The sequence below is a fragment of the Shimia sp. R10_1 genome (assembly GCF_017744095.1).
GTDB lineage: Bacteria > Pseudomonadota > Alphaproteobacteria > Rhodobacterales > Rhodobacteraceae > Shimia.
Window position 1 is genome coordinate 14,688 of sequence record NZ_JAGHQX010000012.1, and the last position, 13,829, is coordinate 28,516.

The window sequence follows — 13,829 nt, forward strand, 5'->3', positions numbered from 1 at the left end:
CGATCAACCCTTTGCGGTGCGGATTGCCTTGTCTTTGTCGTAGAACGGCATCTCTTCTGCGACGCAGGGGATTTCCGTGCCGTCTTCATTGCGCACGGTCATGGCCGTTCCGGGAACAGCGCACGCCACAGGCATACGTGCAATGCCCACGTTGTGCCCGTTCAGATCCGAGTTCATGCCAAAGGTGACAACGCCAACCTCTTCGCCATCTTTCAACAGCGTAGCACCTTCACCCGCTGGGGTCGTGCCTTCCAGACGCACCCCGTAGATCTTGAAGCGCTCCTTGCCCTGCATGGCATAGTGGTTCTCCGCACCACGGAATCCCGTCTTGCCCGGCGAAACCGTGAAATCGAGACCCAGCTCCCAAAGGGAGTCCCCACAGGGGCCATCAGCAAACGGATAGGTCTCTGAATTGTCGCCCGGGAAGAACAGCAGGTAACTTTCGGTACGCAACAGATCCAGCGTCGAAAATTGCACAGGCACAATGCCCATGTCTTTGCCGTCTTCGAGAATGGCATCCCACAACTCTACAGCGTGACGCCCTTCACAGAAGATTTCATAGCCACGCTCACCGGTGTATCCAGTGCGTGAAATCATGACGGGCTTGCCAAAAAGCTTGGTCTGGATGATTCCAAAATAGGCGAGGTCACGGATGCCCGGCACATGTTTGGCGAGGAAGTCCACGGCGACGGGACCTTGCAGCGACATATCATGCAAATCATCGTCAAACAGCATGGTGACGTTTTTGCCATAGGCCGCCATAGCCAAGCTCTCATGGCCGGTGCCCGTACCATGCACTAGCAGCCAGTTGTTGACCGACAGGCGATAGATCACACAGTCATCAATAAACAGGCCACGGTCGTCCAGCATGGAGGCATAGACCGCGCGACCCGGCATGATTTTGTCGACATTTCGGGTGGTTGCGCGATCAATCACCGCCGCGGCATGTGGGCCACTCAGGTGGACCTTCTTCAACCCGGAAACATCCATAAGCCCCGCCTTGGTGCGCACCGCTTCATAGTCAGCTTTGGCGCGTTCATCAGAGCTGTCATAGAACCAGGCGGTCCCCATCCCGTTCCAATCTTCAAGCTCACCGCCAATTTCAGCATGACGCTGTGCAAGCGCGGAGGTCCGGTAAATGATGGCCATTGTATTCTCCCGATTGATCCATTGTTGAACCACATTCAGACCTATGATGATCCAAAAATCAACACTTCTGTGCAATTACATTTCCCACTGGGAAAATTTATGCCCTAAAAGTTTACAATCCGCCCGATATTTGGGCTAATCGTACAAAATGCCAATCCAAAATGAACCACTTAACCCGAAACCCCTTAAACATGAAAGAATTGGTTGTGAAATTTGCCTGAAATACAAAAATGTTGACAGAAAATAAAAATTAGCGCCCGCTAAGGGAAAAAATTTCTCCTTAAGTGAAAATAACAGCAACAGGGAAAGTAAAATGGATGGCAATCTAAATGCGATCACGACGGTGTTCACAGAGTTTTACTACTGGGTCACAGTTGTGTTTATGTTCCTCATTCACGTCGGGTTCTGCATGTACGAAGTGGGCGCGAGCCGCCGCCGGAACCACATGCACACGCTCATGAAGAACGTCATGGTGATCCCCCTTGTTACCGTAACGTTCTTCTTTTTCGGATGGTGGATTTATTGGGCATTCCCAATGTTTCCCTTCTTCGGAGGGCTGGATGCCGCTGGCAACGCCAACACACCCTGGTCTGACACCATGGGCACCAATCTGAGCGATAGAATCACCGGTGTATTCTGGGCTGCATTCCTCCTGTTCAGCTGGACGGCAGCGTCAATCGTATCGGGCTCGGTCATCGAACGCATCCGATCCTCGGCACTCTGGGTGCATGCCGTCATGATCGGCTCTGTCTGGTGGATCATCGACGCCGCCTGGGGGTGGCACTATGGCGGCTGGATGGTGAAATACCTCGGCTATCACGATGCCTATGCATCCGGTGTGATCCACGCGATTGCCGGCGGATATGCCCTCGGCGTGATTATGGTGCTGGGCCCACGCATTGGTAAGTTTTCCAAAAACGGCACACCACGCGACATCCCCCCGCACAACCCATGGATGCTGACCATCGGGATCTTCCTGATCTACACTGGCTTCTGGGGCTTTTATGCGGCCTGCAACGTGCCCGTCATTTCGCCCGAAGTGATCGGCGGTCAGATCACCGGCACAACTTGGACAGCCACCAATATTTATCTGGCACCGACATCTCTGTCTGCGATCACCTTCAATTTTCTGATGTCGCTCTCTGGCGGCCTGATGGCAGCCTATGTTGTCTCACGTGGCGATGCCTTCTGGACATTCTCTGGCGGACTCGCCGGGGTGATCACTGCCTCCGCTGGCAACGATCTTTACCACCCGATTCAGGCAATGCTGATTGCCGCCGTGGGCGTCGTGATCGTCTACAAGATGCACTATTGGGTCGAGCGTCGCTTCAAACTGGATGACGCTGTTGGGGCGGTTGCCGTGCATGGATATTCAGGCGTTGTTGGTCTGATCATCGCCGGCTTCATGCTCTGGGGTGCACCATCATCGCCCTTCGAAGGCTACGCAGCCATCAACCCGCTGGGGCAAACGATTGGCGCCGTCATCATGTTCTTCGTTCTTGGCTTCTTGCCCGGTTGGGGTCTCGCCAAAATTCAGGCAGCAGCAGGCGTTCTGCGCATCCCCGAAGAGGTCGAACTGCAGGGCCTCGATTACGCAGAACACCACTCCTACGAAGACGCCAAGTCCGAAATCATCGAAGCCGACAAGCGCTATCTCGCCAACAACATCAAACCCGCAAAATAAGGAGAAATCGACATGTCTACGATTGGTTATGAGAACTGGAACGTCGATCTCGCGGATGTTGGGGCGATCTACCCCTTCCAGGGATCAGAGGTGCTGATGGTCATCCTGGGAGTCGCCTTCTGGGTGGGCTGGCATCGCATTCAATTCGTGCGCGAAGGCAAACATCTTGAAGAAGCACGCAAGCAGGCGATTGACCACGACAAGATCACTCAAAGCGTAGAGCGATATTGAGCTTGCATGATCCGGGCGCAATTGGCGCCCGGATCATTGACTGACAGGAATATCTTTTTCATTTTGGTTTGATCATCGACTTGCCGGGTGGTAGCCTAAATCCAACCCCAAGAGGGTCGAATCAAAAAACGGAGCAACCAAAGAAATGTGCGGAATCGTCGGATTATTCCTGAAAGACAAAGCACTTGAGCCCCAGCTTGGCGCATTGCTGACTGACATGCTCATCACGATGACAGATCGTGGCCCCGACAGTGCCGGGATTGCCATTTACGGGGGCAATGAAAATGACGGAGAGGCCAAACTGACGGTCCAGTCCGACAATGCGGACGCCGACCTTCAAACCCTTGCCGCCGATCTTGGCACCGCCATCGACGCCAAAGTGTCCATGACACGCAACGACAGCCACGCCGTGCTGTCCCTTCCTGCAGAGAAAGCCAATGCCGCCCGCGCGGCCGTGCGTGAACTGCGCCCTGGCATGCGCGTGATGAGCGATGGAGATACCATCGAAATCTACAAAGAAGTGGGCCTTCCCAAAGATGTGGCAGCCCGCTTTGACATCTCTTCAATGGCTGGCACGCACGGTATCGGCCACACCCGTATGGCCACAGAATCCGCCGTCACCACAGAAGGCGCGCACCCATTTTCAACCGGCGCAGACCAGTGCCTTGTGCACAATGGGTCTCTGTCCAACCACAATTCGCTGCGCCGCAAGCTGCAGCGTGAAGGTGTGCGAATTGAATCAATGAACGACACCGAAGTTGGCGCAGCCTACCTGACCTGGAAAATGCGCGAAGGTGCATCGCTTGGCGAAGCGCTGGAAAGCTCGCTCAACGATCTGGACGGCTTCTTTACGTTTGTTGTCGGAACCAAGGACGGCTTTGGCGTGGTCCGCGATCCGATCGCCTGCAAACCCGCCGTGATGGCCGAAACCGATCAGTACGTCGCCTTTGGCAGCGAATATCGCGCCTTGGTGAACCTGCCCGGCATCGAAGACGCCAAAGTCTGGGAACCCGAACCCGCAACCGTTTACTTCTGGAACCACTAAGATGCAGACATATGATCTTGAAGCCAACGGCCTGCGCGGTCTGAACTCCGCCCTGCACGCCCAAAGCGAAACCACCAACCAGACCGAATGGAACATCGTGAACCCCAAAGGCAGCCATGCAATTGCTGTGGGTCTGAATGCGCCGATCGAGGTCACCGTAAACGGATCGACCGGCTACTACTGCGCCGGCATGAACCAGCAGGCGACCGTCAATGTAAAAGGCTCAGTTGGCCCCGGCGTCGCAGAAAACATGATGTCGGGCACCGTGGTCGTCGAAGGGGATGCCAGCCAATATGCCGGGGCCACCGGCCATGGCGGTCTGCTCGTCATCAAGGGCAACGCGTCCTCGCGCTGCGGGATCTCCATGAAGGGGATCGACATCGTGGTACACGGCAATATCGGCCACATGAGCGCCTTTATGGCGCAGGCGGGCAACCTTGTTGTCTGCGGCGACGCCGGTGATGCACTGGGGGACTCCCTTTATGAGGCACGCCTGTTTGTGCGCGGCTCAGTCAAAAGCCTAGGAGCCGACTGTATCGAAAAAGAAATGCGCCCCGAACACATCGAGATCCTCAAGGATCTGCTCGAACGCGCAGGTGCTGACGCCAAACCCGAAGAGTTCAAGCGCTACGGCTCCGCCCGTCAGCTCTACAACTTCGACGTCGACAATGCGCAGTCCTACTGAGGATCAGGATGAAAGATATGGATAACAAAATCCCGCAGACCATGCCGATCCAGTCGGCAACATTTTCCAACCCGATCAACGCGGAAATCCGGCGCGCAGCGGCCACTGGCATTTACGACATCCGCGGCGGCGGCGCCAAACGGCGCGTCCCGCATTTTGATGATCTGCTGTTTCTGGGCGCGTCAGTTTCACGCTACCCGCTGGAAGGCTATCGCGAGCGGTGCGACACAAGCGTGACCCTTGGCACCCGGTTTGCCAAGAAACCGATCAAACTGGACATCCCGATCACCATCGCCGGCATGAGCTTTGGCGCGCTGTCTGGCCCGGCCAAAGAGGCGTTGGGGCGCGGCGCCAGCGCGGCGGGCACGTCTACCACCACCGGTGATGGCGGCATGACCCCTGAAGAGCGCGGCCATTCGAACAAGCTGGTCTACCAGTACCTGCCGTCGCGCTACGGTATGAACCCAAACGATCTGCGCAAAGCAGATGCGATCGAAATCGTGGTTGGTCAGGGCGCCAAGCCCGGTGGCGGCGGCATGCTGCTGGGTCAGAAAATTTCTGACCGCGTGGCAGACATGCGCACCCTGCCCAAAGGCATCGATCAACGCTCCGCCTGCCGTCATCCAGATTGGACTGGCCCAGATGACCTTGAGATCAAGATCCTGGAACTGCGCGAGATCACCAATTGGGAAGTACCAATCTACGTCAAGGTCGGCGGCACCCGCCCGTACTTTGACACCGCACTGGCCGTAAAAGCCGGGGCCGATGTTGTGGTTCTGGACGGCATGCAGGGCGGCACCGCTGCAACCCAAGACGTGTTCATCGAACATGTGGGCATGCCAACGCTGGCCTGCATCCGCCCCGCCGTTCAGGCGTTGCAGGATCTGGGTGTTCACCGCGAAGTGCAGCTGGTTGTCTCTGGCGGCATTCGCACTGGGGCAGACGTGGCCAAAGCCATGGCTCTGGGGGCAGACGCCGTGGCCATTGGCACCGCAGCTCTGATCGCACTTGGAGACAACGATCCCAAGTGGGAGGCGGAGTATCAGAAACTGGGCACCACCACTGGTGCATATGACGACTGGCACGAAGGCAAAGACCCGGCAGGCATCACCACTCAAGATCCCGACCTTATGGCGCGCCTTGATCCCGTTGAGGCAGGGCGCCGTCTGCGCAACTACCTGAAGGTGATGACCCTTGAGGCACAAACCATCGCGCGAGCTTGCGGACACAACCATTTGCACAACCTCGAACCAGAGGACCTGTGCGCGCTGACACTGGAAGCGGCTGCAATGGCCAAGATTCCGATGGCTGGCACCGACTGGTATCCGGGAAAACCCGGGACCGGTTACTAAAAATGCAGGGCGTGCGGACACCACTCCGCACGCCTTTTTATAAAAAACAAGACCTACAGGGAGCCCCAAATGACGATTGATCTCGCAAAATTTGCCGAGGAAAAAGGCGTCAAGTATTTCATGATTTCCTTCACGGACCTATTTGGTGGCCAACGTGCCAAACTGGTTCCGGCGCAGGCAATCGCCGACATGCAAGAGGATGGCGCCGGTTTCGCCGGGTTTGCCACCTACCTGGACATGACACCAGCCCACCCCGACATGCTGGCGGTGCCAGATCCGGACTCCGTAATCCAACTGCCCTGGAAGCCCGAAGTGGCTTGGGTTGCTGGCAACTGTGTGATGGAAGGACAGGATGTCGCCCAGGCCCCCCGCAATGTATTGCGCCGCCTGATTGATGAGGCCGCCGCCGAAGGCATGCACGTCAAAACCGGCATCGAAGCAGAGTTCTTCCTGCTGACTCCGGAAGGAGATGAAATCAGCGACCCCTTCGATACCGCAGCCAAACCGTGCTACGATCAGCAGGCTGTGATGCGACGGTATGATGTGGTGCGTGAAATTTGCGACTACATGCTCGAACTGGGCTGGGGTCCGTATCAGAACGACCATGAGGATGCGAACGGCCAGTTCGAAATGAACTGGGAATTTGACGACGCTCTGAAAACCGCGGACAAGCACAGCTTCTTCAAATTCATGACCAAATCGGTGGCGGAAAAACATGGCTTCCGCGCCACCTTCATGCCGAAACCGGTTGAAGGTCTGACCGGAAATGGCTGTCACGCCCACATCTCGGTCTGGGACGCGCCAGGTTCGGACAGCAAGGTCAATGTCTTTGCAGGCGACGCTGGCGGCCAGGTTGGCGAAGTTGGCCTGTCTGAAAAAGGCGGCCATTTCCTTGGTGGGATCATGAAACACGCCAGCGCGCTGGCTGCGATCACCAACCCAACCGTGAACAGCTACAAACGGATCAATGCACCGCGCACCATGTCCGGCGCAACTTGGGCGCCAAACACAGTGACCTGGACCGGCAACAACCGCACACATATGGTGCGCGTTCCTGGCCCCGGCCGGTTCGAATTGCGCCTGCCCGATGGTGCGGTGAACCCCTATCTGCTGCAGGCGGTGATCATCGCCGCCGGTCTGTCTGGCGTACGCACCAAAGCAGATCCGGGCAAGCGCCATGACATCGACATGTATGCCGAAGGTCACTCCATCACGGATGCCCCAAAGTTGCCGCTCAACATGCTGGACGCCCTGCGCGCCTATGAACGGGATGATGAGCTGGTTCAAACGATGGGCGGTGAATTCTCCAGCGCTTATCTCAAGCTGAAGAACCAGGAATGGAACTCCTTCGTCAGCCATTTCTCCCGTTGGGAGAAAGAGCACACTCTCGATATCTGACCTTTACCTCCCCCGGCAGGTCATCCCCCTTAGCGCGCGACCGGGTCGCGCGCTCTTTTTTCAACACCCGGTTTGATTTACGATCGGGATAAGTGACACGCTATCGCGCGCGCTCAAAGCCCAAGATAGGCAATCGAAGCAAAGACAACGCCAACCGCCCCCCACTGGGCCGGGGTCATCCGCTCCCGCAGGAACAGGGCGGCCAGCGTAACCGTAATCAATCCAAAAGCAGAGGCAGCAACGCTGGCGAATTCCGGTCGCGGCACCCCGCCTGCGACAATAATCATTCCCAGCGCCAAGGCATCTAAGGCCCCCATGAGCACAAGAACAGGCAGGGTTTTCATGGCCGGTCTGACCGATTGCCCACTCAGCACGGCCAACGCGATAATCGTCCCAAGCGCTGCCAGCCGCGTGGGCAGCAAAAGCGCCACCTCCGCCCCACCCGAAGCTGCCGCCTGCCCGATCGCAAAAGTTGTGGCAAAGCTCACCCCAGCCGCCAACGACCAGAGAACCGCAGCACGCCGTCTGCCTTGCGGCTGTCCTTCTTCATCGCTGCGACCAACGCCGAACCCAACTCCAACAATGATCAGAAGCACCGCAACCCATTGATCTACAGTCGCGGCTTGCCCCATGACGCTGGCCCAGGCCACAGACAGCGCGGGATATGAACCGATAATTGGTGCCACAAGGCGCACAGGGCCAATGGAAAAGGCCTGATAAAGCGCATATCCTGCCAATCCATAGATCACGCCCGCCACCAAGCCGAGCGTGACCGCCCCTGTTGTGGGTTGGGACTCAGCCAACAGGCTGAACGGCGCGACCATAAGCGTACCAAACACCATGACCCCCAGCAAAGGCGCAATGATTCCAGCGTTTTGGCTGACGTACCGCACACAGAGATCATGAAACCCCCAAGCCAAAGCCGCTACAATTCCCAACCCTAGACTCAACAATCCGTCACACCTTCTGTTGCGCAAACCCACTTGCTTTTTTTGAACCTTTCAAAATAATTGGTTCAACTGGTTTCTTTTCTTGTCCGAAGGACCGCTTTGTGGATATTCTTTATATTTAACTATTATTCCGCAAAAGCAAATGGTGGATCACCTATAAGGGGGAAACATGCTCGACAATCGTTACCCGGACGTTGCACCCGGACCACCCAAGCCAAGCTTGATTAGACAGCCTCAAGTGTTCTCACTACCGCCAGGCACAGAACGCTATGTTGTTGAAGGTGCAGGGGCAATCCTGATCCGAATCGAAACTGGCGATACGTTGACCGTCTCCAATACCGAGGGCGGCCAGCCTTGCGAAATCGTCGCAGCGGGCCCCGATGGCGTTGTCGATCCTGCAGTCTTTGGGCAAGCTGGCGACGGCACCGCAATGGGCCTCAAGGCGCTTTTGACCAATTCAGACCAATCCCTGCGTGGCTTGCGTTTGGGGCTGGAGGCGCGAGGCATAGAACTGGGCTCAGCACGCTCTATCGACATTTTCGGCCCAACCACCCCTGCCGGAGAAGACCGTATCTTCACCGCACGGCGAGATGGCGTTGTCGTTGTAGCCGCCCCCGGTGGCGTGATGGATTTTGAGCTGCAAAACACCTCAACGCCACTGACGGTCTGGGTCAAACGCGCCGTCATCAAGCCCCACACCAGCTTTGAGTTGCCAGACCCTCTGGCAGATCCCGTTGCCGAAATCCGCGTCCACTCCGCCACAGCGCAAAGCTACTTCGTGAAAGCCGGAGATTACATTCAGATCCTCGACGTCGACGGCCGTCAATGCACCGATTTCCAGTGTTTCGCTGCGCGCAAATTGGACAAAGGCGTCGAACATGCCCTGGATGTGACCACCACGCGCACCATTATGGAACACGCCTATCCAATGCCGGGCCTACATGCGAAATACTATGATCACGACATGTTGCCGCTGGTCGAAGTGATACAGGACACGGTCGGACGTCACGACGCTTTTGCCCTGGCCTGTTCATCAAAATACTATGACGACATCGGCTATCCCGGCCATGTGAACTGTTCGGACAACTTCAATGCTGCGCTCGCGCCGCATGGGGTGACGGGCCGGGCCGGCTGGATGGCGATCAACTTCTTCTTCAATACGGCGCTGGACGAACACGGCGTCATGTATTCTGACGAGCCTTGGACCCGCCCGGGCGACTATGTGTTGCTGCGCGCGCTGACCGATTTGGTCTGCGTCAGCTCAGCCTGCCCCGATGACACATCGGCCGCAAACGGCTGGAACCCCACTGATATTCATGTTCGCACCTACAGCGGCGAAGAAAAATTCCAACGTGCGGTGGCCTACCGCCCCACCCCTGATGCCGAGGCGAAAATGACAAAACAGACCGGTTTCCACGACAGCTTTGCCAAATTCACCGAGAACTTCATTGAATACAATGGGTTCTGGCTGGCGAACTGCATGTCCACCGCAGGCCCGATCGAAGAATACCACGCGGCGCGTGAAAAATGCGTCGTGATGGATCTCAGCGCATTGCGCAAATTCGAAATCACCGGCCCAGATTCCGAAGCCCTGTGCCAGTATATCTTCACCCGCAACATGAAAACCCTGCCGGTGGGCGGCGTGGTTTATACGGCCATGTGCTATCCCCATGGCGGCATGATCGATGACGGCACTGTGTTCCGTTTGGGCAAAGACAACTTCCGCTGGATTGGCGGCTCAGACTATGGCGGCGAATGGATCCGCGAACAGGCGGAAAAGCTGGGCCTAAAGGTGCTGGTGCGCGCCTCCACCGACGTTCAACACAACATCGCTGTGCAAGGCCCAGAAAGCCGCGACCTGCTGAAAAAGATCATTTGGACCATGCCGCATCATCCCAACTTCGAGGATCTGGCCTGGTTCCGCCACACCCCTGCGCGCCTGCATGGTCATGATGGCACGCCGATTGTCGTCTCCCGCACGGGATATACCGGGGAACTCGGCTATGAAATCTTCTGCCACCCCAGCCACGCAGGCGCGGTGTTTGACGCCGTCTGGGACGCGGGGCAGGAACATGGCATTCGCCCCATGGGCCTTGAGGCGCTGGACATGCTGCGCATCGAATCCGGTCTGATCTTTGCGGGCTATGATTTCAGTGATCAAACCGATCCTTTCGAAGCCGGCATCGGCTTTACCGTGCCGTTGAAGTCCAAGACTGATGATTTCATCGGCCGCGACGCGTTGATCCGACGCAAGGAAACCCCGGCGCGCAAGCTGGTTGGCCTTGATATCCACGCCAATGTCGATGTCGCTCACGGGGACTGTGTCCACATTGGCCGGGCCCAGATCGGCGAAGTCACCTCCTCCATGCGCTCGCCAATTTTGGGCAAGAACATCGCGCTGGCGCGGGTGGACGTGGCCCATCATGACGTCGGCACAGAGGTAGAAATCGGCAAACTCGACGGTCACCAAAAACGCCTGCCGGCCACCATCGTGCCCTTTGCCCATTACGATCCACAGAAAACGCGCCCCCGGTCGTAAGCCTGGCCTGTTAACCAAGATCAAGGACCAGAACAAACGCAAAGATAGGCTGAAATTATGAGTGCATTGACCGACATTGGTGGAGAGGAACGGCTGCGAGAGTTGGTCAATTGCTTCTATGATCGCATGGAAACGGACCCAGAGGCCTACCCTCTGCACCGTCTTCATTTTCGCGGGCATGGTATGGAACACATCCGGCAAGCGCAGTTTGAATTTCTGTCCGGCTTCTTCGGAGGCCGAGCCTACTATCGCGAACGCTTTGGCCACATGAACCTGCGAGAGCTGCACGAACACATCCCCATCCGCAAAGAGGATGCCGACCTCTGGCTACAGACATTTGACAAAGCCCTGGATGATTGTGGGTTGATGGACATTGCAACTGTCCAGCGCATCCGCGCCACCCTGCGCCGCGCCGCACATATGCTGGTGAATGATGTTCATGACTGGCGACTGGACAGCCCAGTGAACCCGCATACAACGGACACGCCTGCCTAAGAGCGCATCCGATTCACCCAATCAACATGATCTGAATGTCCGCCACATTGGTGCCTGTCGCACCGGTCATCAGATGATCACCTGACAGGGCGAGCGCAGCATAGCTGTCATTGCACTCCAGAAAACGTGCCGGCGCGCGACCATGCTGGCGAATGCGCGCGCATGTGGCCTGATCAACCACAGCTCCTGCAGAATCCATGGGCCCATCGCGACCATCGGTACCACCAGACAGAAACACCCAGTGGCGATCTATCGGCTGGGCGTCCGCCAGTGCCGCAACACGCAGCGCGAGCTCCTGATTGCGCCCGCCCTTTCCGTTTCCACGCACGCGCACGGTGGTTTCCCCACCCCAGACCAACGCCTGAGGCCCATGTTGTGTGGCTCTCTCAATACTGGAGCGAAAAATCCGGTCTGCGGCGTCGCGCACGTCTCCAGTCAGAGGCGCGTCTGCCACAGTGACGTCAAACCTGCCGCCAAGCTCGTGGGCCGCAGCTTCAACACTTTGTCGATTGCTGCCGATCAGACGGTTGTCCGCGAGCCCAACCTCGGGCGCGGCCCCTTCACGGCTCAGATGCATCAGGATGCTCTGCGGCAGCCGGTCCGTGATCCCCGCCTCTGCGATCAGCTGCAAAGCCTCCTGCGCGGTGCCAAGTGGGGCCACGGTTGGCCCGCTGGCCACGGCGCGCAGATCATCTCCGATGACATCAGACAGGATAAGCGCAGTCACCTGCGCAGGCGCGGCGCGCCGCAAAAACCCACCGCCTTTCAGATCAGACACCTGCTGCCGGATCAAATTCATCGCATTGATGCCCAATCCGCTTTGCAGCAGCAGCCGATTCAATGTCTGTTTGTCAGCCAGACTCACGCCATTTGGCGGCGCGGGCACAAGCGCCGATCCACCACCAGAGATCAGCGCAATCACGCGATCCTGCGCCTCGGCGCGTTCCAACATATCACAAATCGCTGCAGCAGCGCGCAAACCTTCCTCATCCGGGACAGGATGGCCTGCGCGAAAAACCCAATCTGCCGTGACCACTTCGGTGTTTTCACGATGGGTCACGCAAAGCGTTTCCATCGGTCCGGATCGGCTCTGGCAAAACGGGCGCAACATCGCTGGGGCTGCCTTACCCATGGCGATACAGTAAGTTTTCGCCCCCTCCTGCAGTGGCGCAAAAGGCGCGCGCGACAGTTCTGCCTGCACCGCTTGCGCCGGATCAGCGCACCGCACCGCCATATCAAAGGCGGTGCGGGAGACGCCGCGCAGCAGGTTTGGCTGATCAAGCAAAAGAGATTTGCCGCGCTTTTTCAACCAGCACCTCAGCCTGACGGATCGATGCATAATCGATCAGACGCCCATCGAGCGACACCGCCCCCTTTCCGGCGGCCTCGGCCTCAGCCATTGCCTCCAAGATACGTTGAGCCTTGGTCACTTCCGCCTCAGAGGGCGACATCACCTCATTCGCCAAAGCAACCTGACTGGGGTGAATGGCCCACTTGCCCTCACACCCCAAAACAGCAGCCCGTTTTGCAGCAGCGCGATAGCCATCAGCATCTTGAAAATCTCCAAACGGCCCATCAATCGGGCGCAGCCCATTCGCGCGCGCCGCAACAACCATACGCGCCAGTGCGTAGTGCCACATATCGCCCCAATGGGTCATGCGCGCCCCATCATCAGATGGGTCAGTCAACACCGAATAGTCCGGATTCACACCGCCAATGATCGTGGTGCGGGCTCGGGTCGACGCCGCATAATCCGCCACACCAAAATGAAGACTTTCATTGCGTTTTGAGGCGCCCGCGATCTCGGTCACGTTCTGCATGCCCAGCGCGGTTTCAATGATATGCTCAAAGCCAATCCGTTTCTTCAGACCCACCGCATCTTCGATCTGCGTGGTGAGCATATCGACGGCATAGACGTCTGCGGCGGTACCAACCTTTGGGATCATGATCAGATCCAACCGGTCGCCAGCCTGCTCAACCACGTCAACCACGTCGCGATACATATAATGTGTGTCCAGACCGTTGATCCGAATCGACATGGTTTTGGTGTTCCAGTCGATCTCGTTCAGACCCTTGATGATATTTTTGCGGGCCTGCTCCTTTTCGTCGGGGGCGACCGCATCCTCAAGGTCGAGAAAAATGACGTCGACATCAGATTGTGCCGCCTTTTCAAACATATGCAACTGGCTTCCAGGAACGGCAAGCTCACTACGATTCAGGCGGCCGGGGGCTTGTTCGATTGGGAAAAAGGACATGGGGCGTCTCCTCGCGCTCGGGTCTGTCTACAGTTTTCAATTTCCC

At 57.3% G+C, this 13,829-nt stretch carries 12 protein-coding genes; 8 read left to right on the top strand and 4 right to left on the bottom strand.

Features of this window, described 5'->3' with window-relative positions:
• Nucleotides 1-3: 3 nt before the first annotated feature.
• On the bottom strand, nucleotides 4-1,149 hold the full coding sequence (locus J7413_RS18225; protein ID WP_209100836.1) for an aminomethyltransferase family protein: 1,146 nt from the start codon (nucleotides 1,147-1,149) through the stop codon (nucleotides 4-6).
• Between the two features lie 313 nt (nucleotides 1,150-1,462).
• Here J7413_RS18225 and J7413_RS18230 point away from each other — a divergent pair, with 313 nt between their 5' ends.
• The 6 genes from J7413_RS18230 (at nucleotide 1,463) to glnT (ending at nucleotide 7,544) form a co-directional block, all read left to right on the top strand.
• The gene (locus J7413_RS18230) at nucleotides 1,463-2,833 is read left to right on the top strand and encodes an ammonium transporter (protein WP_209100838.1); all 1,371 of its coding nucleotides are present in this window, start codon (nucleotides 1,463-1,465) and stop codon (nucleotides 2,831-2,833) included.
• Nucleotides 2,834-2,845: 12 nt separating this feature from the next.
• Entirely contained in the window at nucleotides 2,846-3,064 is a 219-nt protein-coding gene (locus J7413_RS18235; RefSeq protein ID WP_209100840.1) for a hypothetical protein, read from the top strand.
• Nucleotides 3,065-3,209: 145 nt separating this feature from the next.
• A complete protein-coding gene (locus J7413_RS18240) occupies nucleotides 3,210-4,109 on the top strand; it encodes a glutamine amidotransferase family protein (RefSeq protein WP_209100842.1) in 900 nt (299 codons plus the stop codon).
• A 1-nt stretch (nucleotide 4,110) separates the two neighbouring features.
• On the top strand, nucleotides 4,111-4,794 hold the full coding sequence (locus J7413_RS18245) for a GXGXG domain-containing protein (RefSeq protein ID WP_209100844.1): 684 nt from the start codon (nucleotides 4,111-4,113) through the stop codon (nucleotides 4,792-4,794).
• A 17-nt stretch (nucleotides 4,795-4,811) separates the two neighbouring features.
• Nucleotides 4,812-6,146: an FMN-binding glutamate synthase family protein gene (locus J7413_RS18250; RefSeq protein ID WP_247743617.1), complete on the top strand. Its 1,335-nt coding sequence runs from the start codon at nucleotides 4,812-4,814 to the stop codon at nucleotides 6,144-6,146.
• Between the two features lie 69 nt (nucleotides 6,147-6,215).
• Nucleotides 6,216-7,544 carry a type III glutamate--ammonia ligase gene (gene glnT / locus J7413_RS18255; RefSeq protein ID WP_209100848.1) on the top strand — a complete coding sequence of 443 codons (1,329 nt, stop codon included), beginning with the start codon at nucleotides 6,216-6,218 and terminating at the stop codon, nucleotides 7,542-7,544.
• Nucleotides 7,545-7,657: 113 nt separating this feature from the next.
• Here glnT and J7413_RS18260 read toward each other — a convergent pair whose 3' ends face one another.
• Nucleotides 7,658-8,482 (bottom strand): EamA family transporter, encoded by an 825-nt coding sequence (locus J7413_RS18260; RefSeq protein WP_247743618.1) that lies wholly within the window; start codon nucleotides 8,480-8,482, stop codon nucleotides 7,658-7,660.
• 181 nt (nucleotides 8,483-8,663) lie between these two features.
• Here J7413_RS18260 and tdm point away from each other — a divergent pair, with 181 nt between their 5' ends.
• Nucleotides 8,664-11,033 carry a trimethylamine-oxide aldolase Tdm gene (tdm, locus tag J7413_RS18265; RefSeq protein ID WP_209100858.1) on the top strand — a complete coding sequence of 790 codons (2,370 nt, stop codon included), beginning with the start codon at nucleotides 8,664-8,666 and terminating at the stop codon, nucleotides 11,031-11,033.
• Between the two features lie 54 nt (nucleotides 11,034-11,087).
• The gene (locus tag J7413_RS18270) at nucleotides 11,088-11,528 is read left to right on the top strand and encodes a group II truncated hemoglobin (protein WP_209100921.1); all 441 of its coding nucleotides are present in this window, start codon (nucleotides 11,088-11,090) and stop codon (nucleotides 11,526-11,528) included.
• 13 nt (nucleotides 11,529-11,541) lie between these two features.
• Here the strand turns inward: J7413_RS18270 and J7413_RS18275 are convergent, their stop codons facing one another.
• Together J7413_RS18275 and J7413_RS18280 are read right to left on the bottom strand one after the other, a co-directional pair.
• On the bottom strand, nucleotides 11,542-12,837 hold the full coding sequence (locus J7413_RS18275; RefSeq protein ID WP_247743620.1) for a DUF4147 domain-containing protein: 1,296 nt from the start codon (nucleotides 12,835-12,837) through the stop codon (nucleotides 11,542-11,544).
• The gene (locus J7413_RS18280) at nucleotides 12,806-13,783 is read right to left on the bottom strand and encodes a CoA ester lyase (RefSeq protein WP_209100862.1); all 978 of its coding nucleotides are present in this window, start codon (nucleotides 13,781-13,783) and stop codon (nucleotides 12,806-12,808) included. The genes J7413_RS18275 and J7413_RS18280 overlap by 32 nt, the downstream gene beginning before the upstream one ends.
• Nucleotides 13,784-13,829 lie beyond the last annotated feature (46 nt).